The organism is Stenotrophomonas sp. LGBM10, assembly GCF_046736075.1.
Lineage (GTDB): Bacteria > Pseudomonadota > Gammaproteobacteria > Xanthomonadales > Xanthomonadaceae > Stenotrophomonas.
Window position 1 is genome coordinate 3,665,972 of the sequence record NZ_CP177163.1, and the last position, 22,798, is coordinate 3,688,769.

Genomic DNA, 22,798 nt, shown 5'->3' on the forward strand with positions numbered 1-22,798 from the left:
GACCATGACTCATGGCCCGCGGGCGGCAGGCGTTCCGCCCGCTAGACTCGCCTGTCGCGGCGCGTGCCGTGCAACGAGGGGTGGTCGAGTTGAAGCGGAGCATGTTCAAGCGGAACGCGTTGAAGTGGGGCGTGCTGGCCCTGGCCCTGGCGCTGAGTGGCGGTGTCGGCGCGCAGGCAAAGGAACCGGTGGACCTGGACATGGTCAGCCGCATCCGGCAGGAAGCGTTCCACCGCTCGCAGGTGATGGCGACCTTCAGCCACCTGACCGAACAGATCGGCCCGCGCCTGACCAACTCCCCGGCGATGTCCGAAGCCAATGCCTGGACCCGCAGCCAGTTCACGGCCTGGGGCCTGCAGAACGTGCACGATGAAGCGTTCGATGCGTTCGGCCGTGGCTGGGAGTTCAGCAACGCCAACGTCGAGATGCTCAGCCCGCGCGTGACCCCGTTGTATGCGCTGCCCAAGGCGTGGACGCCCGGCACGCGTGGCCCGGTGGAAGGCGAGGTGATCAAGGTCGACATCAAGAAGCTCGCCGACCTCGACCAGTACAAGGGCAAGCTGGCCGGCAAAATCCTGCTGCTCAACGATGCACGCGATTACGCACGCGCCAGCAGCGCCGACTCGCACCGCCATGACGAGGCCGGCCTGGCCGAGCTGCAGGTGTTCGCGGTGCCCAAGGACGTGGCCGACGCCAAGGCCGACCGTGCCAAGAAGGCCAAGGAATACGTGGAGAGGCAGGCGCTGACCCGTGCCACCAATGCGTTCTTCGCAGAACAGGGCGTGCTGGCCACCATCAGCATCAGCGGCTGGGACAACGGCATCATCCGCGTCGGCGGCGGTGGATCGCGCAAGGCCGGCGAACCGGTCGGCGTCCCCGAACTGGCGATGATGGCCGAACACTACAACCAGCTGGTACGCGCACTGGACCACAAGCAGCCGGTGAAGCTGCGCGTGGACGTGCAGGCGCGTTTCACCGACGAGACCGACCAGCCCGGCTACAACACGCTGGCCGAGATCCGCGGCAGCAGCAAGGCCGACGAGATCGTGATGCTCGGCGCGCACATGGATTCGTGGCATACCGGGACCGGCGCGGCCGACAACGCGGCCGGCGTGGCCGTGATGATGGAAGCCATGCGCATCCTCAAGGCGGTGGGCGCCAAGCCCAAGCGCACCATCCGCGTCGCCCTGTGGAGCGGTGAGGAGCAGGGGCTGGTCGGGTCGCAGGACTACGTGTCGCGGCACCTGGCCCGCTACCCGGAGCCGACCGACCCGCAGCAGCTGGCGCTGCCGGCATCGATGCGCGAGCCCACCGGTGCGCTGCAGCGCCAGCGCGATTACGACCGGTTCTCGGCGTACTTCAACATGGACAACGGCTCGGGCCGCTTCCGTGGCATCTACGCGCAGGAGAACCTGGCCGCCGTCCCGATCTTCGAGGCATGGCTGGCGCCGTTCCACGATGTCGGCGCGACCACCGTGGCCACGCGCAACACCGGCAGCACCGATCACATCGCCTTCGACCGCGTGGGCCTGCCCGGCTTCCAGTTCATCCAGGATCGCCTGGACTACTTCAGCAACGTGCACCACAGCAACCTGGACACCTGGGACCACGCCGAGCCGGAAGACCTCAAGCAGGCTGCGGCCATCGTGGCGTCCTTCGTCTACCACGCCGCGATGCGCGACGAGAAGCTGCCGCGCAAGCCCCTGCTGGCCCCCTGATCCGGCGCCGCCGGCTCCTCATGGCGACGCGGCGGTGCCACCCGGCACCGCCGCGCGCGCCAGGGCCAGGCGGAACTGGCGCGAGCCGGTGTCGGAGGGGGTGGGCAGTTCATGTACATGCACGGCCTGCAACGGCGCGCGTCCTTCCTGCTCGATCGCCATCAACTGCCGTGCGAGCAGGTCCTGGGTCCGGTGCGGCCCGGACAGGCCGGCCAGGCACAAGGAGGTGTCGCAGGCCAGGCTGTGCAGCGACAGCGGCGGCAGCAGGGTGGCGAAGTAGCTGTCCAGCCCGTGGTGGAGCTGCATCACGGCACGGCGCTCGGCTCCCTCGGACAACCGTTGCCAATCGTCCACGACGGCATGGAACGCAGTGTCATCGGACAGAAGCCCGCCCAGCGCACGCAGAGGGGTATCGACCTGGCCGGGCGGCCCGCTTGTCACGCGGGACTGCAGCGGCGGTTCCAGCACACGGGCGATCCGCGGACCCAGACGGGCCGCTTCCACCCGCGGCATCACCGGGCCAGGCGGGGCAGGGACCTCCGGCCAGTTCACCACGGCCATCACCACCACGCCCAACGCCAGTACCAGCGCGCTGGCGGGTGCGGCCACATGCAGGGCGGATGCGCGGGTTGGGGCGGGGTGATGCATGGGAACCTCCGGCAGTGCGGGATGCAGGGCAGCAGCTGCCACCGCAGTTCCATGAAAACAGGGCAGGCGCCGGAAATCTTTAGGAATCGGCCGGTTTTCGCATGTGCGGCCGCAGGCAGGTAAAATTGCCGGGATCCCCGTTCCCCGAGCCCTCCATGATCTGCCGCACCCGCTTTGCCCCCAGTCCCACCGGTTACCTGCATATCGGTGGTGCCCGCACCGCGTTGTACTGCTGGCTGGAGGCCCGTCACCGCGGCGGCGAATTCGTGCTGCGCATCGAGGACACCGACCGCGAGCGCAGCACCCAGGGCGCGATCGACGCGATCCTGGAGGCGATGGAGTGGCTGGGCCTGGGCTACGACGAAGGCCCGATCTACCAGACCCAGCGCGTGGCCCGGTACCTGGAAGTGGCCGAGCAGCTGGTCGCCGACGGCAAGGCCTACTACGCCTACGAAACCCGCGAAGAGCTGGATGCGATGCGCGAAGCGGCGATGGCCCGCCAGGAGAAGCCGCGTTACAACGGCGCCGCGCGTGAGCTGGGCCTGCCGTACCGCGATGACCCCAACCGCGTGATCCGCTTCAAGAATCCGCTCGAGGGCACGGTGGTGTTCGATGACCTGATCAAGGGCCGCATCGAGATCGCCAACAGCGAGCTGGACGACATGGTGATCTTCCGTCCGGACGGTTTCCCCACCTACAACTTCGCGGTGGTGGTGGACGACTGGGACATGCGCATCAGCGAGGTCATCCGCGGCGACGACCACATCAACAACACCCCGCGCCAGATCAATCTGTACGAAGGCATCGGCGCGCCGGTACCGAAGTTCGGCCATATGCCGATGATCCTGGATGAGCAGGGCGCCAAGCTGTCCAAGCGCACCGGCGCGGCCGACGTCATGCAGTACAAGGATGCCGGCTACCTGCCCGACGCGCTGCTGAGCTATCTGGCCCGGTTGGGCTGGTCGCACGGTGACCAGGAGCTGTTCACCCGCCAGGAGCTGATCGACCTGTTCGATGTGACCCACTGCAACTCCAAGGCCGCGCGCCTGGACATGGCCAAGCTGGGCTGGGTCAACCAGCACTTCCTGAAGACCGTGGACCCGGCCGACATCGCACCGCACCTGGTCTACCAGCTGAACAGGCTGGGCCTGGATCTGGCCGCCGGCCCGGCCCCGGCCGACGTGGTGGTGGCCCTGCGCGACCGCGTGCAGACGCTGAAGGAAATGGCCGAAAAGGCCGTGGTCTGGTACCAGCCGTTGACCGATTACGACGACGCGGCGGTGGCCAAGCACTTCAAGCCGGGCGCGGAACTGCCGCTGGGCAAGGCCCGCGAGCTGCTCGCCGCTGCCGGCGAATGGACGGTCGACAGCGTGTCGGCTGCCCTGCACGAGGTGGCCACCGCGCTGGAGATCGGCATGGGCAAGGTCGCCCAGCCCCTCCGTGTGGCCATTACCGGCACCCAGGTCAGTCCCGACATTTCCCAGACCGTGTTCCTGGCCGGGCGTGAAGAAGCCTTGAAACGCATCGACGTCGCACTCACTAAAGTACCGACGGCCTGATAACCGGAGACCGCGCATGCCTGCCAAGACCGCTTGTACCGCCCCGCACCACCATGTTCACGATGCCTCGGATTTCGTGAAGGTGGTCGAACGCGTGTGCATCGAGCGCGGGCTGCGCCTGACGCCCATCCGCGCCAACGTGCTGCGCCTGATCGCCGAGGCCGGCAAGCCGGTCAAGGCCTACGAGCTGCTGGAGTGGGTGCGCAACGGCAAGGGCGTGGGCGCAGATGCCCCGCCCACCGTGTACCGCGCGCTGGATTTCCTGATGGCCAACGGGTTCGTGCACAAGCTCGAATCGGTCAACGCGTTCGTGGCCTGCCACCACCCGAGCAGCGCGCAGCACTCGGTGCCGTTCCTGATCTGCAACAGCTGCCACAGCGCGGTGGAGCTGGAAGACCGCGAGATCGTCAGCCAGCTCGAAAAGCGCGCCAAGGAACTGGGTTTCCAGCCGCAGGCACAGACCCTGGAAGTACACGGCCTCTGCGCGCGCTGCGCGGGGTAACCCCACCCCCGCTGTGACGGGGCATCAGTCCAGCAGGCGCGTATCCTGCGTCGCCGCCCCGGCATCGGCCGTCTCCACCCGCACCACCACCGACATGCCCGGGCGCAGCCGCTTGGCCAGCGGCTGGTCGGGGTCGATGGCGATCCGGATCGGCAGGCGCTGCACCACCTTGGTGAAGTTGCCGCTGGCGTTGTCCGGCCGCAGCACGCTGAATTCCGAGCCGGTGGCCGGGGCGATCTGTTCGATATGGCCGTGCAGGCGCTGGCCATCGAAGGCATCCACCGAGAACGTGGCCGCTTGGCCGATGCGCATCTTCCAGGTCTGGCCTTCCTTGAAGTTGGCCACCACCCACAGCGTATCGGGCACCAGGAACAGCAGCTGCGAACCGGCGGTAACGTACTGGCCGAGGCGGACGGAGGCTTCGCTGATCTGCCCGTCACGCGGCGCATGGATGACGGTGTTGGCCAGGTCGATGCGGGCCAGTTCGAGCTGTGCCTGCGCGGTTTCCACCCGTGCCTCCAGCCCCTTGCGGGCGACCTGGGTGGAGGTCAGGGTTTCCTCGGCGATGCGGATCTGCGCCTGCGACTGCAGCACCGCCGACTGCGCGGACTGCGCGCCGGTACGGAACTTGTCGCGGTCGTTGAGGGCGACCAGTTGCTGCGCCGCCAGCTCCTCATAGCGCTTGAGCTCGTTGCGCGAGCGCGACAGCTCGCTCTGGCCGGCGGCCAGATTGGCCTGCGCGGCGGCGATCTGCGCGCGGTTCTGCGCCTGGGTCTGGTCGGAATTGGCCAGCGCGGCGCGCGCGCTGTCCAGGTCGGCCTGGGCCTGGGCCACTTTCTCTTTGTAGATGCGGTCGTCGATGCGCACCAGCGCATCACCCTTGCGCACGTACTGGAAGTCCTTGACCAGCACCTCGGTGACATAGCCGCTGACCTGCGGGGCCAGTACCGTGATCTGGCCGCGCACGTAGGCGTTGTCGGTACTGACCCGCGTGCTGTCGAACGGCCACAGCGACCACGCGCGCAGGATCAGTGCGATGCCGAGCAGGGCGATCACGATCATGATCACCACGCTGCGCGTGCTGGGCTTGAGGTACTTGGGCACGCCCGACGGCGCTGCCGCGGCAGGAGGGGCACTGCTGGCCGGCGCCGCATCGGTTGGCGGGGCCGGATTCACGTTCTCAGGCGCGCTGTCGTCGCGTGGCGGGGGAGTGGGCATGTCGGGACTCATCGGGTGGCGGCCGGCGGGGATGCCGGGGCGGTCGGCGAAACAGGGGGGTGATGGCGCTTGCGCCATTGCTTGAGCAGGGCGGTGCGCACCGAGAGCAGCAGCAACCAGCCGAGGAAGCTCAATGCCACGGTGCCGCTGAGGGTGAATACATCGTTGAACGCGCGCACGTTGGCTTCGCGGCGGGTGGTCAACGCCAACTGCGCGGTGCCCTGCGCGCTGCGCTGCACCGGGTCGGCGATCATGCCGGCGTACAGCTGTTGCTGCTGCTTCAGGCGCTGCGCCACCACCCCGTCAGCGGGATCGAGCTGGCTGACCAGCGCGCTGGAATACACCTGCTCGCGGTGCAGCTGGTAGGTGCCCAGCACCGCCGACCCGGCCAGACCGCCCAGCGTCTGGGTGATCGAGAGCGTGACCAGGAAGGTGATCATGTGGTCCACGCCCTGTTTCAGTGCCTGGGTGATGCCGAGCATGATCAACGGGCCCATGAACATGCCGGCGCCGACCGACGCCAGGAACTGGCTGGCATAGAAGTCGTGCGGGCGGTCCAGGCTGGTCCGGCTCTGGTCGAGGAAGGCGGCGCTGCCCAGCAGCAGGATCGCCATCAGCAGCTGGGCGATGATCCGCTTGGGGCCGAAGGTCAATGACGCGGCGGCGATGCCGGTGACCACCCCGGCCAGGATCACCCCGAACAGCGGGCGCATCTGGTCCGGCCCCATGCCGAGCTGGCGCATCAGCCCGACCACGCCGTAGGACTGCTCGGTGGTCAGGAAGCGGATCAGGAACGCGCCGACGATGAAGTGCAGCACCGGCAGGCTGGCCAGCCAGCGGGTCTGCAGCAGCGGGTTGCGCCGGTAGTGTTCGATGATGAAGGCGGTGGTGGCCAGGGCGATCGCAGCCACCAGCGCCCAGCCCAGCCAGGGGGTGTCGAACCACCAGCGCGTATAGCCCTGTGCGAGGACCACCACCAGCAGGCCCACCGCCGGCGCGAGCAGGGCGAAGGTCAGGAAGTCCAACGGCTCGAACGCCTTGATCTGCACGCCCGGTGGCAGCTTGAGCACCACCACGGCGGCGAATGCGCAGAGTGCCAGCCCGGCCTCGAACAGGTAGAGGTTGTGCCACTGGCCGGTGTCGACCAGGCCGGGGGAGACCAGCCAGGCGATCGGCACCGCGAGCTGCGAAATGCCCACGCCGATCACCAGCAGGTTGCCGGTATAGCGGCGCGGCAGCGACTGCAGCATGTACAACGTGCCCAGCGTGCTGCAGGCCGCGCCGGCGAATCCGCTGGCTGCACGGGTCAGTACCGTGGTCTCGTAGCTGCCGACGAACAGGTGCAGGACCGCCAGTGCGGCGTACAGCCCCAGCCCGATTTCGGCGAACAGGCGGATGCCGTACTGCTGGCGGAATTTGAAGGCCAGCAGGTTGGCGGTCACATTGACCATCGCATAGGCGGCCACCAGCCAGCTGCCCTGCGCCGGGGTGAGGCCGAGCTGGCCCTGCATGAAGGGAAGGTTGGCGGTGACCAGCGCATTGCCGAGCCCGCCGGTGATGCCCACCAGCAGCGCCACCAGCGCGTAGGCCAGGCGCCGGTGCGGCGGATGCCACGGCATGGACGCCGAGCCGGGCAGTGTCGGCTTCTCGTGCTCTTCCCAGTCCGGTACCGGCTTGAGGTACTGCGGCATTACCCCTCCCCGTGATCAGGCCCCCGCAGTCCGCCACGCAGCAACTGCAGGGCGCGCGCGGCCAGCGTGGCGCGTTCTTCCCGGGTCTTGCCGCGCAGCGCGGCTCCCAGCATGCCCGAGATCAGTGAAATGTCCGTCACGTCGAGGTCGGCGCGGCACAGGCCTGCGGCGATGGCGCGCTGCATCGGTGCGCGCAGCACGGCGCGGATGGTTTCGCGCGCGGTCTTGATGGTGGGGTCGTCCGGGTCCACCGCACGCCAGTAGTCCGACAGTGCGGGCGACTGCACGATGCGCGCGGCCATGCCGTCGAGCACCTCGAACAATGCGTCGTCGCGGTCGCCGAGGGTCTGCACCTGGCGCTGGATGCGGGTGACCGTGCGTTGCAGCAGGGCCTCCACCAGTGCGGTGCGGTCGGGGAAGTTGCGGTACAGCGTGGCGCGCCCGACCTGGGCGCGTTCGACCACCAGGTCCAGCGGGGCGGTCACGCCGTGCTGCCCGAACACGGCATCGGCGGCATCGAGGATCTGGGCGCGGCGGGCGGCCGCGTCGGCACGTTGGGTAGGCATGGCCCATGTTCGGACAAAGCTGTCCGTTCCGGAAGGGGCGGATGCGGCATCCGGCGCGCGCGCAGGGGGCGCGGCTGGGGTTTGTGCAGGGCAGGTGAACTCAGCGCGATGCCGGCACCGCGTGGCAGCCGGCGCCCTCGCGGATCGGCAGGTTGATCACCGCCGCTAACGCAGCCAGGCCCATGTCGGCGTACCACATCCACAGGTAGTTGCCGGTGTGCTCCAGTGCCAGCCCGCCCAGCCATGCGCCAAAGAAGCCGCCGAGCTGGTGCGAGAGCAGGGTCATGCCGAACAGCGTGCCCAGGTAGCGCGGGCCGAACAGCTTGCCGACCAGACCGGCGGTGGGTGGCACGGTGGCCAGCCAGGTGAAGCCCAGCGCGGCGGAGAAGACGTAGAACGTGGTCGCGGTGGGGGGCGCCAGCAGGTACAGGCCGATCATCACCGCACGGCTGGCGTACATCCAGAACAGGAGGTACTTCATGCGGAAGCGCTGGCCCAGCGCGCCAACGATCAGGCTGCCGGCAACATTGCACAGCCCGATCAGCGCGATCGAGGCGGAGGCGACGTTCGGCGACAGCCCGCACAGTGCGATCTCGCCGGGCAGGTGGGTGACCAGGAAGGCGATGTGCACGCCGCAGGTGAAGAAGCCCAGGTGCAGGCACCAGTAGCTGCGGTCGCGCGCGGCGACGCGCAGTTGCGCGCGCAGGCCGCCGTCGTCCGCTGCGGCGGTCTGTGTGTGGTCGCCGGCACGCCGCCGCAATGGCCAGGCCAGCGGCACGGACAGCAGGGTGATCACGGCCATTGTGGTCATGGCACGCGCCCAGCCGGCGGTGCCGATGATCCACTGCACCAGCGGAGCGAACACGAACTGGCCGAGCGAACCGCCCGCGTTGATCAGGCCGGCGGCAAAGGAGCGTTTTTCGGCGGGGAGCCGGTGCGCGGTGGCGCCGATCAGGACGGAAAAGCTGCCGGCACCGGCGCCGGCGGCCATCAGTACGCCGAGTGTGAAGGTCATGCCGAGCGGGCTGGTGAGCAGCGGCGCCAGCAGCAGGCCGGTGGTGAGCAGCAGGGCGCCGAACACCAGCACCGGCAGCGGGCCGCGCTGGTCGGCAATGGCGCCGAACACCGGTTGGACGGCGCCCCAGACGAACTGGCCGATGGCCAGGGCGAAGCTGATTTCGACGATGCTCACGCCAGTGCCGCGATGCAGGGGCTCGACGTACAGGCCGGAGGTCTGGCGCACGCCCATTGTGACCATCAGGATTGCGGAGGCGGCGATCAAGAGGCCCCAATGCATGCCGGGTGTGCGTGGGGTGGAGGCATTCATGTGCGGTCTCCGGCATCCAGGGCGTGGTCGAGGGTGTCCAGCAGGGTGTTGAGGCGGGCGGTTGGTGCGGGGCCGAAGGTGGCCTCGACCTCGTGCTGTGCACGCTGCCACAGCGGACGGGCGCGGCGCAGGCAGGCCTTGCCGGCCGGGGTGATGGCGATCAGGCGCTGGCGCGCATCCTGGCCGCGCTGTTCCTGCAGCCAGCCCGCCTGCAGCAGTGGCTTGAGGTTGCGGGTCAGGGTGGTGCGGTCCATGCCCAGCGCTTCGGCGAGATCGCCTAGCAGGCGCGGTTGCGGGGCACGGCGCAGGATCGAGTAGGCGTTGAGGCTGAGTCCGGCCGGTGCGAGGTGGGTGTCGTAGATCTGCGAGAGCCGGCGCGCGGCCCGGCGCAGGCGGAAGCAGGTGCAGGGGCTGGAGTCGGTCGGGTCCATGCGCGCGGGCCGGGTGGGAGGGTGGCAGGGTGGATCATATGTGCATATGCACGTTGTTGGTCAAGTGCCGGGGGCTGGAGCGGTCGCAACGGCAGAGGCAACGGCAACGGCAACGGCAACCGCAAAGGCAAAGGCGGTTTGGCGGTGGCCTGGAGGTTGTGGGCATGGGCGGCGGGTACGCGGTTCCAGGACACGCCGTGAACCCATCCCTGGGGGCTCGTGGGCGCCATCCCTGGCGCCCAACGGTCCTGGAACCGCGTACCCGCCGCCCATGCACAGTGCGCGCGCGTGCCAGCGGACAGCGGACAGCGGACAGCGCACAGCTGACAACTGACAGCGCACAGCGCACAGCGCACAGCGCACAGCGGACGGCGCACAGCGCACAGCGCACAGCGCACAGCGCACAGCGTCTTGCAGTGTTGTGTGTGAAAAAAAAGGGGGCCTTGCGGCCCCCTCGGGGTAAGAACAACGACCCCAGTCGTGAGAAACGGGTATCAGAAGAAGGCGCGGATGCCGAAGGCGACGCCGCGGCCCGGCAGGGGCGAGTAGTCGCGCAGCAGGGAGGTGTGCGGGCGGACTTCCTGGTTGGTCAGGTTGTTGCCGTCCAGGAAGACTTCGTAGCTGTTGCTGTCGCTGCGGTCCCAGCGGTAGGCGAAGTGGGCATCGACGAGGGTGTGGCCGTTGCTCGGGTCTTCGTTCTGGGCCACGTCTTTCTGGCTGCTATAGCGCACCGCGCCCACCGAGGCGCGCCAGCCATCGCGGGACCAGCGCAGGTCGGCGCCAACGCGGGCGGGGGAAATCCGGGGCAGGTAGCCGCTGTTGGACAGGTCCACGGTGTAGTTGTGGTTGTGGTCGCCATGCGGCACGGCGATGTCTACGCTGCGGCTGCCGCTGCCATCCAGTTCGGCCTTGACGTAATCGCCGAACACCCGCAGATCCCAGTCGCCGGAGGTCCCTTCGAACAGGTGGAACAGGGCCTCTGCTTCGGCGCCCTTGAAGGTGGCGTCCTGCTGGGTCCACAGGCGGACCGGCAGCGACTCGACCACGCCGGTGTCGGCCAGGTAGATGAAGTTCTTGAACTTGGTCTGGTAGATCGAGGCAGAGAAATCGACGCGGTCGCTGTGGGTGTGGATGCCCAGTTCAACGCGCTGACCACGCTCGGTCTTCAGGTCCGCGTTGCCGATCTCCAGCGAGCGGGTGGCGATATGCGCGCCGGCGGCGTACAGCTCTTCATTGGTCGGCGCGCGCTCGGAACCGTCCACGCCGAAACGCAGGTCCACGGCATCGTTGAGCTTCCAGATGCCGGCGGCGGACAGGTTGGTGGCATCGAACGTGCGGGCGCGGTAGTCGCCGGTCGGGTCGAGCTTGACCTGGTCGTGGCGGCCGCCGAGTTCCAGCTTGAACGGACCGAACTTTTTCTCCTGCAGGACGAACAGGCCGATGTTCCGGGTGTTGGTGTCGGGCACGAACGCTTCTTCGCCCTTGGCGCCGAAGTCGCCGTTGCCGAACTGCAGGCCGAACGCGCCGTCCCAGCCGCCGATCTGCTGCTGCACCGCTTCCAGGCGGCCTTCGATGCCACGGTTGGTGAAGCGCGTGGAGGGCGTGCCGGCCTCCAGTTCGGTGTGCTCGTAGTCGGTGGAGGCGGTGCGCACGTTGATGTTCTTCAGGAACGACACCGGGTTGTAGATGCCGGCCTTGGCTTCGAAGCGGTTCTGCACCATGTCGATGCGCACGTCGTGCTCGTCGCCTTCCTCTTCGTCGCCGTGGTCATGGTCGTGATCATGGTCGTGGTCGTCGTCGGCATGCACGTGCGCGCCGTTGGGGATGCCGTAGTTGGTGCGGTAGGTGCTGGCCGAGAAGCCGGCGTAACCGCCATCGCCCAGCCAGGTGACACCCAGGCCGCCGGCGCGGGTGCGGATCGAGCTGTTGTCCAGGCGGCCGCGGTGCGGCTCGTCGGTATCGCCGTCGTCGTGGTCGTGGCCGCTGTGGTCTTCCAGTCCATCGATCACGGCATAGCCGGGGATGCGGTAGTCATCGCCGTTGCGCACCAGGCCGTCCACATGCAGCACTACGTTGCCGCTGACGCCGTCGAGGCGGAACATGCCGCTGCGTTCGTCATTGACCGAGTTGCCGCGCAGTTCGGCGCGGCCGCTGAGCGGGCGGTCCGGCAGTTCGCGCGCGATGCGGCCATCGACCACGTTGACCGCGCCGCCGATGGCGCCGCTGCCGAACAGCAGGGTGGCCGGTCCCTTCAGCACTTCGATCTGGTCGGCCAGGAACGGTTCGATGCTGGTGGCGTGATCGGCGCTGACCGTGGAGGCATCCATGTTGCCCATGCCGTTGGACAGCACCGCCACGCGCGGGCCTTCCTGGCCGCGGATGATCGGGCGGCCAACGCCGGGGCCGAAGAAGGTGCTCTGCACGCCGGGCAGTTTGGCCACGGTGTCGCCGAGCGTTCCGGCCTTCTGTTCATCCAGGCGTTCGCCTGCGAGGACGTCCACCGGCCGTGCCAGCGATTCGGCGTCGCCCTGCAGCGGCGAGGCGGTGACCTTGACCTCGGACAGCTCGGTAAGGTGACTGCGATGGCCATCGTCGTCTGCCGCCAGTGCCAGCGTCGGCAGGAGTGCGGCGGCCAGGGCCAGGGAAAGCGTGTGGCGTGGGAACAGCGGGCGGGGAGAGCGCATAGGGGCAGGGTCCGTCAGTCGAATTGTTACAATGTATCAATGGTGGGGCGCGCGAAACCCGTCGATGAACGGGGGTGGGGCAGGGGGAGGCAGGTGCGCGTCGGGATTGATGTTATATTATTCCATAACGCTTCGCCGACCCTGCTGGAAGTCATGCCCCTGTTCGCTCGAGTCCGTCATCTGCTGGATCGCTTCGGTGCCACCGGTTCGCTGCTGTGTGCGGTGCACTGTGCCGTGCTGCCCATCCTGCTTGCCGCAGCCCCCTCGCTGGGCCTGTCGGTCTGGCTGGGCGACGGGGTGGAGCTGGCGCTGGTCAGCTTTGTGACCCTGCTGGGTCTGTTCAGCCTGGTCTGGGGCTACCGCCGCCACGGCGCGCTGCGCGCGCTGGGTTTTCTGGTACCGGGCCTGGTGGCGCTGTGGGCCGGCCTGCTGTACGACCCGCTGCACCACTCCGCAGTACCGCACGCTGTGGTGATGACCCTTGGCGGTGTGCTGGTGGGCGTGGCGCATCTGGTCAATCTGCGGCTCAACCACGGCCACGTTCATGACGCCAGCTGTGCGCATTGAGTGCGTGTGGTAGGCTTTCAGATCGTGCGCGGGGGCGCCTGAGAGGGCGGCCCCGCCGAACCCGTGTCAGTACGGGGTTATCAGATTTCAGACTAAGGAGTTGACGACATGGGTAAGGGTGACCGCAAGACCGCCAAGGGCAAGCGCTACAACGCCAGCTACGGCAATTCGCGCTCGCACGCGGTGAGCAAGGTGGCCGTGGGCGCAGCTGCGCCGGTCGCCAAGAAGACCGTTGCCAAGGCGCCGGCCAAGAAGGCCGTTGCCAAGAAGGCGGTGGCCAAGGCCGGCTGATCCCAGCCAGGCAGGGCCCACGAAGAACGCGGCGCTTGCGCCGCGTTTTTTGTTGTCCGGACGTTGCCGGCGCGGCTCAGCGCAGCGCTGGCAGCAGGCGTTGGGCATCGCCATCGTTGGGTGCGGCCGGTACGTCGAGCAGGTGCGCCAGCAACGGGTACACGTCCACGTTGTCGAACGGCGCGATCACCGTGCCCTGTTTGAACGACGGCCCGCGCGCGATGAACACCGCGCGCATCGAGGGCAACGCATTGTCGTAGCCATGCGAGCCGCGATCGCCCGGTGTGCGCTTGGCGATCCGATCACGGGTCAGTGCGTCCCAGCCTTCGTGCATCTGGCACAGGATCGGCGGAATGCGCGGATGGGTGCCATAGGCCCATCGCGCCGGCAGCGCATCGCGCCGCCAGCAGTCGTAGTGCGCGTGCGCGCCCAGCAGGATCTTCTCGGCCTGGCGCTGCTTGCCGGGCAGCGGTGCGAAGCCGACCGACTGGCCGACCGTCACGTCCCGCGCAATGGACGGATCGACCATGTCCTCGGTGGCGATGACCTGGCCCGCCGGTACGCTGGCCATGCCGTGGTCGGACACCACGACGATGTTGATGCTGTCCGCCAGGCCGCGCGCCTGCAGCCCGTCCAGCAGCCGGCCAATGGCGGTGTCGACCTCGCCGATGGCGGCGGCATACTCGGGCGAGTCCGGGCCGTGGTCGTGGCCGGCATGGTCGACCTGCTCCATGTACAGGGTGACCAGGCGCGGCGCCTGGGTGTCGGTCTGGCCGAGCCAGCCGAGCACCTGGTCGACGCGATCGGGCAGGGTCACGCGGCTGTCGAACACGCGCCACTGGCTCGGTCGCACGCCCTGGATGGGCGCTTCGCTGCCGGGCCATGACAAGGTGGCGGTACGCACGCCGGCCTTTTCCGCGCCCACCCAGATCGGCTCGCCACCCCACCAGCGCGCATCGGTGACCGCCTCAGGGCGGTTCAGCCGGAAGCTGCCCAGTTCGGCTTCCTCCATGCTGTTGTGGATGATGCCGTGGTGGTCCGGGCGCAGGCCGGTGACCAGCGTGTAGTGGTTGGGAAACGTCAGTGCGGGATACGACGGGGTCATCCACCGGGCGCGCACGCCGCTGTCGATGATCCGCGACAGGTTGGGACTGATGCCGCGGTCGAGCATGTCCGCACGCAGGCCATCGATGGAGACCAGCAGCAGTTTCGGCGGCGTTGCCTCGGCTGCAGGGGCGGTGGCAACCGGTGCGGGTGTAGGCGAGGGCGGTGTGGTGGCGCAGGCGGCCAGCGACAGGACGGCGGCGAGCGCGAGCGGAAGACGTACGGAGATCATCGCGCCATGATAATCGGCTGCGGTGACGCGACGAAGACAACCAATGGCAGGGGGCGCGACTCAGGCGAACAGCGAATTGCGTCGTGCCTCCAGCTGCAGCAGGGCCGCCTTCGTTTCCAACCCACCCCCGAAGCCGGTCAACGCACCGCTGCTGCCGATCACCCGGTGGCAGGGCAGCACGATCGGCAGCGGGTTGCGGCCGTTGGCTGCCCCGACGGCGCGGCTGGCGGTGGGGTGGTTGATGTGGCGGGCAAGGTCGACATAGCTCCAGGTCTGCCCGAAGGGAATATCGGCCAACGCACGCCACACGCGCAGCTGGAACGGCGTGCCGTGTGGCGCGAGCGGCAGCGCGAAGCCGGTGCGTTCGCCGCGCAGGTACTGCAGCAGCTGCTGCCGTGCATCGCGCAGGGCGTGTGCGTCGTGCTGCCAGTGTTCGCGGCCCTTGGCGTCGTAGCGGTTGTTCTCGAACAGGATGTGATGGATGCCGCGGCTGTCGCCGGCCACGGTGAGGGCGCCGATGGGGCTGTCGAAGGTGTCGTAGAGCAGGGTCACGGGCGTACTCCGGGAGCGGGGGAAGACAGGTGCCACAGGTGCAGCACCGCGTAGGCGCGCCACGGGCGCCAGGCCTGCGAACGGGCGTCGGTGGCACGCTCGCTGAGGCGGGTTTCTCCCCCCAGTACCTGCTGCAGCACCAGGTCGCCGGCGGGAAACGCGTCGGGCAGGGCCAGCGCCCGCAGCGCGATGTAATGCGCGGTCCACGGACCGATCCCCGGCAGCGCGACGCAGCGTTCGACGAAGCTGTCCAGGCGTTGGCCGGCGGCGAAGTCCAGCCGGCCCTCGGCCACGGCGGCGGCCATCGCGCGGACCGTTGCGGCACGGGTCCTGGGCAGGCCGATGGTTTCCAGCGGTGCCTCGGCCAGGGCCTGCGGGGTGGGGAACTGGCGGTCCAGGCCTTCGGGCATGTTCGGCAAGGTCGTGCCGAAGCGGTCGACCACGCGGCGTGCGAGCGTGGCGGCTGCGGCCACGCTGACCTGCTGGCCGAGGATGGCGCGCACGGCCACTTCGAAGCCGTCCCAGCCACCCGGCACGCGCAGGCCCGGACGCTCGGCGATGCCGCGTGCGAGCAGCGGCTCGCGCGCCATTGTGGCGTGCACGATGCGCAGGTCCGCGTCCAGGTCGAAGATCCGTCGTACCCGGCGCACGATGCCGGGAATCGCGCGCGGATCGACCTGGCCCAGGTGCAGCAGCAGTTCGGGACGCGTCGGGTCGGCGCTGACCCGGATCACGCTGGGGCGCTCGGCCGGGCCGATCACACGCTGGTAACTGACGTCGTCGATCTGCTCGATGCCGGGAATGGCGCGGCGGCGCAGGAAGCCGAGCATCGCAGCGAAATCCAGCGGCGGCCGATAGCCCAGGCGCAGGGTCAGTGCGCTGCCGCCGAGCGCGCCGCGCTGGCGGCGGATCGCGGTCGGTGGCATCCCGCAGCCGTCCAGGAAGGCGGCGTTGAAGCGGCGCAGGCTGTTGTAGCCGGCCGCCATCGCCACATCGGTTACCGGCAGCGCGGTTTCGGTCAGCAGCTGCTTGGCCAGCAGCAGGCGCCGGGTCGCGTGGATCTGGGCCGGCGCCGCGCCGAGGCGGGCCACGAACAGCCGCTGCAGCTGGCGGGCGCTCAGCCCCAGGTGGGCGGCAAGCGCGCCGACCGGGGCGTCCTGCAGGTAGCCATCGTGGATCAGCGCCAACGCGCGCTGCAGGGTTTCGTTGCTCAGCACGTCCTGCGCCTCGGGCGCCAGTTCCGGGCGGCAGCGCAGGCAGGGCCGGAAGCCGGCGGCAGCGGCGGCGGCCGCGGTCGGGTAGTAGTCGACGTTGCGCGGCTTCGGCGGCGGTGCCGGGCAGACCGGACGGCAGTAGATGCCGGTGCTGCGCACGGCGGTGAAGAACACCCCGTCGAAGCGTGCGTCGCGTGCCAGGCGGGCGCTTTCGCAGGCGGCGTAGTCCAGGGGCAGGGCGGTGTCCATGCCAGCCAGTCTATGCCCCCGGTGCGGCCCAGGCTCGCCGTTTTCGGACAGCAATGTGGCCGCCGCCCCGGACGGTTCAGTGCAGGTTGTCGCGGCGCTGCCGTGGCGCACTAGACTGTCTGCCTGCGCGCCGCAGGTGCGCCCCTTCATGTCGTGGAGTCCAGGTTGTCCATGTTGCCCAAGTCGTGGTGGTTGCCGTTGTTGTGCCTGGGATTGGCCGGTTGCAGCCAGCTGGAGAATCCGGGCAATGTCACCGCGGCCGACAAGGCCGTGCGCGCGCAGGCGGCGGATGGCGACCACATGGTGTCCATCAACGCCGCCGACGCGCCGCCACCGCCACCGCCGCCGCCGCGACGCGGGCAGCAGGCGTGGCCGGACGCGGCGCTGGACAATGGCAAGGCCTGGATCAGCTGCGATACCGACTACGCCGTTGAAGGCGGCGACGGGCAGCCGCTGGAGGCGCTCGACCGCGCCAGCGTGGACGCGGCACTGGCGCCGTGTGCCGAGCGCGGGCTGCTGCGCGTGCGCTATGTGGGCAAGATCAATCCCGGGTTCGCCGAACTGGTCGGCCGGGTGGCGATCGTGGCCGATGCACAGCGGATTTCCCGCCGCATCCTGGATCTGGATTCCAGTGGCGGCCAGGTCGAGGCCGCCATCGTGGCCGGCGACAGCATCGGCGAATCCAACTGGACCATCTGGGTGCGCGAAGGCTCGGTCTGCCACAGTGCCTGCGTGTTCGTGCTGGCGGCCGGCGACAACCGGCTCGTATCGGGCAAGGTGGGCATTCACCGCATGATGCGGATCAGCTCCAAGGCAACCTCGCGCGCCGAGCTCAACCGCGAGCTGCACGAGGTGTACGACAACGTGAAGGACTATCTGCAGCGCAATGGCGTGGCAGTGGGCGTGGCCGACCTGATGATGACCGTGCCCAACCGCAGCCTGCGCCTGCTCGATGCCGGCGAGTTGCGCCAGTTCGGCCTGGACGGCACCAATGCGGTGCAGGACGACCTGGAGCGGATCAAGCAGATGCGCAAGTGCGGCGATGATTTCGTGCGCCGCAAGGATGCCTTCCTCATCGCCTTCGACCAGGAGTGCAAGCGCGAGGGCGCCGAGATGGAGGCGATCAACACCTGCGGGCAGACCCTGAAACAGCGCTTCGGTTTCCCCGATGCGACCTGCCCGGACGAAAGCCCGTTGTCCGAAATCGACGTGACCAGCCTGCTGCCGCCGTCCACGCCCACGGCGGAGGCGGCAGACGCGGCGCCGGCCGCACCGGCGCAGACGGCGAGCGAAGGGCACCAGCCCCCGGCTGAAACGGCGCAGCGCAACTGACGGACTACTCACGTCCTTGACGTATGCTGGCCGGCAGTTTCCTTCTGCCGACGGTGCCCTGATGCGTGTTCCGCTGCTGCTGTTGTCGATCCTGATGCCCGTTGCCGTGATGGCGCAGACGCCGCCCCCGGCCACGCCCGCCCCCGCGCCGGCCCGCCCGGCACCCAATGCGGCCGCCGCGCCGCGCCCGGTGCTGACGCCGGCGCAGCAGGCGCAGGTGCGCGAGCAGGACGCCGAGATGAGTGCGGCGGCGTTGAAGGTGGCGCAGCTGGTCGATGACAACCGCGCCGCCGAGGCGTGGCGCGGCGCGTCCGCCGTGGCCAGGAAGACCGTCACCGAACAGGCCTTCGTGGCGCAGCTGGCGGCCGACCGCAAGCGGCTGGGTGCGCTCGCGTCGCGCGGGCAGCCCACCGTGACCCGGGTCAAGTACGCGGCGGGTGCGACCGTGCCGGAAGGGCTGTACATCAACGTGAGTTTCCCCACCCGCTTCGCCAACAGCGCCCAGCCGGTGCGCGAACTGGTCTCCTTCCGCCTGGATGAAGACCGCATCTGGCGGCTTGCCGGCTACAGCGTGCGTGCCGCCACTCCCTGACGCCCTGCCTGACACCTTCCGGAGCACGCCATGACAATCGAAATCCAGATGCTGGTGTGGTCGATGCTGCTCGGCATCGTGCACCTGTTCGCCGCGTCCACGGCGGTGACCCGCGAGCGCGGACTGGCGTGGAACGCCTCCGCGCGCGACGGCCAGACCGCCCCGGTACGCCCGTTGACGGGCCGCCTGCAGCGCGCCCAGTCCAATTTCATGGAGACCTTCCCGTTCTTCGCCGCCGCGGTGCTGGCCGTGGTGCTCACCCAGCGGCAGGACGGGCTGACCGCGTTGGCGGCGCAGCTGTACTTCTGGTCGCGGGTGGCCTACCTGCCGCTGTATGCGGCGGGCGTGCCGTACGTGCGCAGCCTGATGTGGCTGGCCTCGCTGGTGGGTATCGTGCTGCTGCTGTGGTCGCTGCTGTAGCGTGCGGGTGAACCGTCCCGAACAGCGCTGATCCAGATCAAGGCCGGCACGCTGCCGGGAGCGTTAAGCTCGATGCGGACTAGCAACCGCAGGATCGGATCATGGTGGATCACAACGCGCGCCCGGTGGACGTGGTGGTGGTGGGGGCAGGGCCGGTCGGGCTGTGCCTGGCCCGCTCGCTGGCCGGGACCGGCCTGACAGTGACGCTGATCGAGCAGCAGCCGCGCGCGGCACTGGCCGAGGCGGCGTTCGATGGCCGCGAGATCGCGTTGACCCACGCATCCCGCGAGATCCTGGAACGGCTGGGCCTGTGGGCTCGGCTGGACCCGGCCGAGATTTCACCGCTGCGCGATGCGCAGGTGCTCAACGGCGGCTCGCCGTTCGCGCTGACGTTCGCCGCGGCCCGCGACGGACACGGCCGCGACCTCGGCTGGCTGGTGCCCAATCATCTGATCCGGCGCGCCGCGTGGCAGGCCGTACAGGACCAGCCCGGCGTGGAGGTGCTGGACCAGACCAGCGTGACCGCCATCGACACCGGCAGCACGCACTCCATCGTCACCCTGGCCGACGGCCGCCGCCTGCAGGCGCGGCTGGTGGTGGCCGCCGACAGCCGCTTCTCCAGCACCCGCCGGCTGCTCGGGATCGGCGCGCGCATGCGCGATTTCGGCAAGTCGATGCTGGTGTGCCGGATGCGCATCGAACAACCGCACCATCACACCGCCTGGGAATGGTTCGGCTATGGCCGCACGATGGCGCTGCTGCCGCTCAACGGTGATCTCGCCTCGGCGGTGATCACCCTGCCACCGCGGCAGATCGCCGCCTTGATGGCGCAGGACGATGACGCCCTCGGGCGCACCATCAGTGGCTTCTTCGAGCACCGGCTCGGCCGCATGCAGCCGTGTGCGCGGCCGATCGCCTATCCGCTGGTGGGGGTCTACGCCCAAGCCTTCGTCGGCCCGCGCTGCGCGCTGGTCGGCGATGCGGCGGTCGGCATGCACCCGGTGACCGCGCACGGCTTCAACCTGGGGCTGCTCAGCCAGGACCGGCTGGCCGCGGTGGTGGCCAGCGCGGCGCAGCGGGGCGGTGACATCGCCGCGCCGGCGGGCCTGGCGGGCTACGAGCGGGGCCATCGGCTGGCCTCGCGGCCGCTGTATGAGGCCACCAATGCGATCGCCACGCTGTACACCGACGACCGCCTGCCGGCCCGTGCCCTGCGCAGTGCCGGGCTGCGCCTGGCCCAGCGCGTGGCCCCGTTCCGGCAGTTGATCGCCGCCCAGCTGACGCGCGCCTCCTGACGGCGGGCGCGTCGCTGTGGCGGCCGCCGCTCAGGGCGCGTCGCTGTCGGCGATGATGTGAATGGTGGTATCGCCGAACTGCACCTGCTGGCCCGCGCGGATCTTGCAGGCCTTGCGCAGTTCGACTTCCCCGTCGACGAGGACCTGGCCGTCGCCGATGACGGTTTTGGCCTCGCCACCGCTGGTCACCAGGTCGGCCAGCTTGAGCAGCTGCTTGAGCTCGACGTAGTCGCGGTCCAGTTCGAATTCGAGGGTCTGCATGAAGCGGGTATCCTGGGAAGGGGCACGGACGATCGACCGGGCCGGGAGAGGGCGCGTATTGTGCGCCAGCCCGGGGCCGGAACGGCATTCAGGCGGAAATCTGTACGCGTGGTTCAGGATCGATGCGGTATCATCGCGCCCTGAGCGAGTGAATTCTCCTCCGACCGAGCAGCGCCAGGGCACGCGATAAGAAAGGGCGCCCAAAGCGCGGACCATCCCCTTTTTTTATCGCATTGCCCGAAAAATGGCAGTGCCTTCGGAGTTTCCCATGTCCCAAGAATCCCCCGCGCCGCTGCTGTTCGCAGATCTCGGCCTGTCCGACGCTGTGATGAAGGCCGTCGCCGCCGTCGGCTATGAAACGCCGTCGCCGATCCAGGCGGCCACCATTCCGGCCATGCTGGAAGGCCGCGACGTCCTCGGCCAGGCCCAGACCGGTACCGGCAAGACCGCCGCCTTCGCGCTGCCGGTGCTGTCCAACCTCGACTTCAACCAGGCCAAGCCGCAGGTGCTGGTGCTGGCGCCCACCCGCGAACTGGCCATCCAGGTTGCCGAGGCGTTCCAGACCTATTCCTCGGGCATCCCCGGCTTCCGCGTGCTGCCGGTGTACGGCGGCCAGCCCTACGGCCAGCAGCTGCAGGCGCTGCGCCGTGGCGTGCACGTCATCGTGGGCACCCCGGGGCGTGTCATCGACCACCTCGACCGCGGCACCCTGGACCTGTCCGAGCTGAAGACCCTGGTGCTGGACGAAGCCGACGAAATGCTGCGCATGGGCTTCATCGACGACGTCGAAGCCGTGCTGAAGAAGCTGCCGGAGACCCGTCAGGTCGCCCTGTTCTCGGCCACCATGCCGCAGCAGATCCGCCGCATCGCACAGACCTACCTGAAGAACCCGGCCGAAGTCACCATCGTCAGCAAGACGACGACCTCGGCCAACATCCGCCAGCGCTACTGGTGGGTGAGCGGCATGCACAAGCTGGACGCGCTGACCCGCATCCTGGAAGTGGAACCGTTCGACGCGATGATCATCTTCTCGCGTACCAAGGCGGCCACCGAAGAGCTGGCTGAAAAGCTGCAGGCACGTGGCCTGGCCGCAGCCGCCATCAATGGCGACATGCAGCAGGCCCAGCGTGAGCGCACCATCGGCATGCTGAAGGAAGGCAAGCTGGACATCCTGGTCGCGACCGACGTGGCCGCGCGTGGCCTGGACGTGGAGCGCATCAGCCACGTGCTGAACTACGACATCCCGTACGACACCGAAAGCTACGTGCACCGCATCGGCCGTACCGGTCGTGCCGGCCGCACCGGCGACGCGATCCTGTTCGCCACCCCGCGCGAGAAGGGCATGCTGCGTGCGATCGAGCGCGCCACCCGCCAGCCGATCGAAGAAATGCAGCTGCCGTCCGTGGATGCGGTCAACGACACCCGTATCGCCAAGTTCATGAGCCGCATCAGCGACGTGCTGGATGCCGGCGGCAACGATTTCTATCGCGATCTGCTGCAGCGCGTGGAAAACGAGAAGAACGTGCCGGCGATCGACATCGCCGCTGCGCTGGCCAAGCTGCTGCAGGGCGATGCCCCGTTCCTGCTGACGCCGCCGGTGCGTGGCGCGCGTGAAGAGCGTGCCCCGCACCAGCGCAACGAGCGTGGCAATGACCGTGGCGAACGCCCGGCGCGCTTCGAGCCGCGTTTCGAGCGTGGCCCGCGCCGTGAAGACGACCGTGGTCCGCGTCCGCCGCGTGCCGAAGGCGACTTCGGCGGCAACGACGGTGGCTTCGAGCGCGCCCCGCGCCGTGAGATCGCCCCGCGCGGTGCACCGGAGCAGGGCATGGAAACCTTCCGCATCGAAGTGGGCCATGTGCATGGCGTCAAGCCGGGCAACATCGTCGGCGCGATCGCCAACGAAGCCGGCCTGGAAAGCCGCTTCATCGGCCGCATCGACATCCATGACGACTTCTCGGTGCTGGACCTGCCGGCCGAAATGCCGAGCGACCTGCTCACCCACCTGAAGAAGGTGTGGGTGTCCGGCCAGCAGCTTCAGATGCGCAAGGTGGAGCCGGGTGAAGACCTGACCCCGTCGCCGCGTGCGCCGTTCAAGCCGAAGTTCGGCCGCGGCGGCAAGCCGGGCGGCCCGGGTGGCCCGGGCGGTCATCGTGGTCCGGGTGGTCCGGGCGGCAACGACCGTCCGCCGCGCCGGGACGGCTTCAAGCCGCGCGGCCCGCGCAACTTCTGATCGCCCCCGGCGGTCCCTGCAACGCCAGCCTCCGGGCTGGCGTTGTCGTATCCGGGGGGCGGAGGCCGGCTTCGCGCCATCTCAACATCCAAGGCCCTAGCCTCAGCGATGGACC

The 22,798-nt window shown here is 69.0% G+C and carries 21 protein-coding genes; 10 read left to right on the forward strand and 11 right to left on the reverse strand.

The window, feature by feature from the left end; all coding sequences use genetic code 11:
• Positions 1-101: 101 nt before the first annotated feature.
• Positions 102-1,718 (forward strand): M28 family metallopeptidase, encoded by a 1,617-nt coding sequence (locus ACLB90_RS15985; protein ID WP_411850387.1) that lies wholly within the window; start codon positions 102-104, stop codon positions 1,716-1,718.
• A gap of 18 nt (positions 1,719-1,736) precedes the next feature.
• Here the strand turns inward: ACLB90_RS15985 and ACLB90_RS15990 are convergent, their stop codons facing one another.
• A complete protein-coding gene (locus ACLB90_RS15990) occupies positions 1,737-2,366 on the reverse strand; it encodes a hypothetical protein (protein ID WP_411850388.1) in 630 nt (209 codons plus the stop codon).
• A 155-nt stretch (positions 2,367-2,521) separates the two neighbouring features.
• On the opposite strand from ACLB90_RS15990, the gene gltX reads away from it, so the two are divergent.
• Positions 2,522-3,925 (forward strand): glutamate--tRNA ligase, encoded by a 1,404-nt coding sequence (gltX, locus tag ACLB90_RS15995; protein ID WP_411850389.1) that lies wholly within the window; start codon positions 2,522-2,524, stop codon positions 3,923-3,925.
• A 16-nt stretch (positions 3,926-3,941) separates the two neighbouring features.
• A complete protein-coding gene (locus ACLB90_RS16000) occupies positions 3,942-4,427 on the forward strand; it encodes a transcriptional repressor (RefSeq protein WP_411850390.1) in 486 nt (161 codons plus the stop codon).
• 24 nt (positions 4,428-4,451) lie between these two features.
• On the opposite strand, the gene ACLB90_RS16005 is transcribed toward ACLB90_RS16000, so the two are convergent.
• The 6 genes from ACLB90_RS16005 to ACLB90_RS16030 form a co-directional block, all read right to left on the reverse strand.
• Positions 4,452-5,645: an HlyD family secretion protein gene (locus tag ACLB90_RS16005; protein ID WP_411850391.1), complete on the reverse strand. Its 1,194-nt coding sequence runs from the start codon at positions 5,643-5,645 to the stop codon at positions 4,452-4,454.
• An 8-nt stretch (positions 5,646-5,653) separates the two neighbouring features.
• Positions 5,654-7,336 carry an MFS transporter gene (locus tag ACLB90_RS16010; protein ID WP_411850392.1) on the reverse strand — a complete coding sequence of 561 codons (1,683 nt, stop codon included), beginning with the start codon at positions 7,334-7,336 and terminating at the stop codon, positions 5,654-5,656.
• Positions 7,336-7,902, reverse strand: a complete 567-nt coding sequence (locus ACLB90_RS16015; RefSeq protein ID WP_411850393.1) for a TetR/AcrR family transcriptional regulator — start codon at positions 7,900-7,902, stop codon at positions 7,336-7,338. Before ACLB90_RS16015 ends, ACLB90_RS16010 begins: the two co-directional genes overlap by 1 nt.
• A gap of 100 nt (positions 7,903-8,002) precedes the next feature.
• A complete protein-coding gene (locus tag ACLB90_RS16020) occupies positions 8,003-9,229 on the reverse strand; it encodes an MFS transporter (protein WP_411850394.1) in 1,227 nt (408 codons plus the stop codon).
• A complete protein-coding gene (locus tag ACLB90_RS16025) occupies positions 9,226-9,660 on the reverse strand; it encodes a MarR family winged helix-turn-helix transcriptional regulator (protein ID WP_411850395.1) in 435 nt (144 codons plus the stop codon). The genes ACLB90_RS16020 and ACLB90_RS16025 overlap by 4 nt, the downstream gene beginning before the upstream one ends.
• Before the next feature lie 494 nt (positions 9,661-10,154).
• The gene (locus ACLB90_RS16030; RefSeq protein WP_411850396.1) at positions 10,155-12,344 is read right to left on the reverse strand and encodes a TonB-dependent receptor; all 2,190 of its coding nucleotides are present in this window, start codon (positions 12,342-12,344) and stop codon (positions 10,155-10,157) included.
• Between the two features lie 153 nt (positions 12,345-12,497).
• Between ACLB90_RS16030 and ACLB90_RS16035 the strand changes: the two genes are divergently transcribed.
• Both ACLB90_RS16035 and ACLB90_RS16040 read left to right on the forward strand, forming a co-directional pair.
• Entirely contained in the window at positions 12,498-12,911 is a 414-nt protein-coding gene (locus tag ACLB90_RS16035) for a MerC domain-containing protein (protein WP_411850397.1), read from the forward strand.
• 108 nt (positions 12,912-13,019) lie between these two features.
• A complete protein-coding gene (locus ACLB90_RS16040) occupies positions 13,020-13,202 on the forward strand; it encodes a 30S ribosomal protein THX (protein WP_068850363.1) in 183 nt (60 codons plus the stop codon).
• A gap of 76 nt (positions 13,203-13,278) precedes the next feature.
• Here the strand turns inward: ACLB90_RS16040 and ACLB90_RS16045 are convergent, their stop codons facing one another.
• From ACLB90_RS16045 to ACLB90_RS16055, 3 genes are read right to left on the reverse strand one after another with little or no spacing between them, the layout of a single operon-like run.
• Positions 13,279-14,538: an ectonucleotide pyrophosphatase/phosphodiesterase gene (locus ACLB90_RS16045; protein WP_411850398.1), complete on the reverse strand. Its 1,260-nt coding sequence runs from the start codon at positions 14,536-14,538 to the stop codon at positions 13,279-13,281.
• A 60-nt stretch (positions 14,539-14,598) separates the two neighbouring features.
• The gene (locus ACLB90_RS16050) at positions 14,599-15,090 is read right to left on the reverse strand and encodes a methylated-DNA--[protein]-cysteine S-methyltransferase (protein WP_411850399.1); all 492 of its coding nucleotides are present in this window, start codon (positions 15,088-15,090) and stop codon (positions 14,599-14,601) included.
• Positions 15,087-16,553, reverse strand: a complete 1,467-nt coding sequence (locus ACLB90_RS16055) for an AlkA N-terminal domain-containing protein (protein WP_411850400.1) — start codon at positions 16,551-16,553, stop codon at positions 15,087-15,089. The genes ACLB90_RS16050 and ACLB90_RS16055 overlap by 4 nt, the downstream gene beginning before the upstream one ends.
• Positions 16,554-16,724: 171 nt before the next feature.
• Here ACLB90_RS16055 and ACLB90_RS16060 point away from each other — a divergent pair, with 171 nt between their 5' ends.
• The 4 genes from ACLB90_RS16060 (at position 16,725) to ubiM (ending at position 20,192) form a co-directional block, all read left to right on the forward strand.
• Entirely contained in the window at positions 16,725-17,885 is a 1,161-nt protein-coding gene (locus ACLB90_RS16060; protein ID WP_411852776.1) for a hypothetical protein, read from the forward strand.
• A 61-nt stretch (positions 17,886-17,946) separates the two neighbouring features.
• Positions 17,947-18,477: a DUF4019 domain-containing protein gene (locus ACLB90_RS16065; protein ID WP_411850401.1), complete on the forward strand. Its 531-nt coding sequence runs from the start codon at positions 17,947-17,949 to the stop codon at positions 18,475-18,477.
• Between the two features lie 30 nt (positions 18,478-18,507).
• Positions 18,508-18,897, forward strand: coding sequence for an MAPEG family protein (locus ACLB90_RS16070; protein WP_411850402.1), 390 nt, complete (start codon positions 18,508-18,510; stop codon positions 18,895-18,897).
• A 101-nt stretch (positions 18,898-18,998) separates the two neighbouring features.
• Positions 18,999-20,192, forward strand: a complete 1,194-nt coding sequence (ubiM, locus tag ACLB90_RS16075; protein WP_411850403.1) for a 5-demethoxyubiquinol-8 5-hydroxylase UbiM — start codon at positions 18,999-19,001, stop codon at positions 20,190-20,192.
• Positions 20,193-20,222: 30 nt separating this feature from the next.
• On the opposite strand, the gene ACLB90_RS16080 is transcribed toward ubiM, so the two are convergent.
• Positions 20,223-20,453: an RNA-binding S4 domain-containing protein gene (locus ACLB90_RS16080; protein ID WP_411850404.1), complete on the reverse strand. Its 231-nt coding sequence runs from the start codon at positions 20,451-20,453 to the stop codon at positions 20,223-20,225.
• A 268-nt stretch (positions 20,454-20,721) separates the two neighbouring features.
• Between ACLB90_RS16080 and ACLB90_RS16085 the strand changes: the two genes are divergently transcribed.
• A complete protein-coding gene (locus tag ACLB90_RS16085) occupies positions 20,722-22,683 on the forward strand; it encodes a DEAD/DEAH box helicase (protein ID WP_411850405.1) in 1,962 nt (653 codons plus the stop codon).
• The last annotated feature ends 115 nt before the right edge of the window (positions 22,684-22,798 follow it).

Excerpts from the sequence above, each read along its gene's own strand:
- ACLB90_RS15985 (WP_411850387.1), top strand. The coding sequence starts at position 102 with ATGTTCAAGCGGAACGCGTTGAAGTGGGGCGTGCTGGCCCTGGCCCTG.
- ACLB90_RS15990 (WP_411850388.1), bottom strand. The coding sequence starts at position 2,366 with ATGCATCACCCCGCCCCAACCCGCGCATCCGCCCTGCATGTGGCCGCA.
- gltX (WP_411850389.1), top strand. The coding sequence starts at position 2,522 with ATGATCTGCCGCACCCGCTTTGCCCCCAGTCCCACCGGTTACCTGCAT.
- ACLB90_RS16000 (WP_411850390.1), top strand. The coding sequence starts at position 3,942 with ATGCCTGCCAAGACCGCTTGTACCGCCCCGCACCACCATGTTCACGAT.
- ACLB90_RS16005 (WP_411850391.1), bottom strand. The coding sequence starts at position 5,645 with ATGCCCACTCCCCCGCCACGCGACGACAGCGCGCCTGAGAACGTGAAT.
- ACLB90_RS16010 (WP_411850392.1), bottom strand. The coding sequence starts at position 7,336 with ATGCCGCAGTACCTCAAGCCGGTACCGGACTGGGAAGAGCACGAGAAG.
- ACLB90_RS16015 (WP_411850393.1), bottom strand. The coding sequence starts at position 7,902 with ATGCCTACCCAACGTGCCGACGCGGCCGCCCGCCGCGCCCAGATCCTC.
- ACLB90_RS16020 (WP_411850394.1), bottom strand. The coding sequence starts at position 9,229 with ATGAATGCCTCCACCCCACGCACACCCGGCATGCATTGGGGCCTCTTG.
- ACLB90_RS16025 (WP_411850395.1), bottom strand. The coding sequence starts at position 9,660 with ATGGACCCGACCGACTCCAGCCCCTGCACCTGCTTCCGCCTGCGCCGG.
- ACLB90_RS16030 (WP_411850396.1), bottom strand. The coding sequence starts at position 12,344 with ATGCGCTCTCCCCGCCCGCTGTTCCCACGCCACACGCTTTCCCTGGCC.
- ACLB90_RS16035 (WP_411850397.1), top strand. The coding sequence starts at position 12,498 with ATGCCCCTGTTCGCTCGAGTCCGTCATCTGCTGGATCGCTTCGGTGCC.
- ACLB90_RS16040 (WP_068850363.1), top strand. The coding sequence starts at position 13,020 with ATGGGTAAGGGTGACCGCAAGACCGCCAAGGGCAAGCGCTACAACGCC.
- ACLB90_RS16045 (WP_411850398.1), bottom strand. The coding sequence starts at position 14,538 with ATGATCTCCGTACGTCTTCCGCTCGCGCTCGCCGCCGTCCTGTCGCTG.
- ACLB90_RS16055 (WP_411850400.1), bottom strand. The coding sequence starts at position 16,553 with ATGGACACCGCCCTGCCCCTGGACTACGCCGCCTGCGAAAGCGCCCGC.
- ACLB90_RS16060 (WP_411852776.1), top strand. The coding sequence starts at position 16,725 with ATGTTGCCCAAGTCGTGGTGGTTGCCGTTGTTGTGCCTGGGATTGGCC.
- ACLB90_RS16065 (WP_411850401.1), top strand. The coding sequence starts at position 17,947 with ATGCGTGTTCCGCTGCTGCTGTTGTCGATCCTGATGCCCGTTGCCGTG.
- ACLB90_RS16070 (WP_411850402.1), top strand. The coding sequence starts at position 18,508 with ATGACAATCGAAATCCAGATGCTGGTGTGGTCGATGCTGCTCGGCATC.
- ubiM (WP_411850403.1), top strand. The coding sequence starts at position 18,999 with ATGGTGGATCACAACGCGCGCCCGGTGGACGTGGTGGTGGTGGGGGCA.
- ACLB90_RS16080 (WP_411850404.1), bottom strand. The coding sequence starts at position 20,453 with ATGCAGACCCTCGAATTCGAACTGGACCGCGACTACGTCGAGCTCAAG.
- ACLB90_RS16085 (WP_411850405.1), top strand. The coding sequence starts at position 20,722 with ATGTCCCAAGAATCCCCCGCGCCGCTGCTGTTCGCAGATCTCGGCCTG.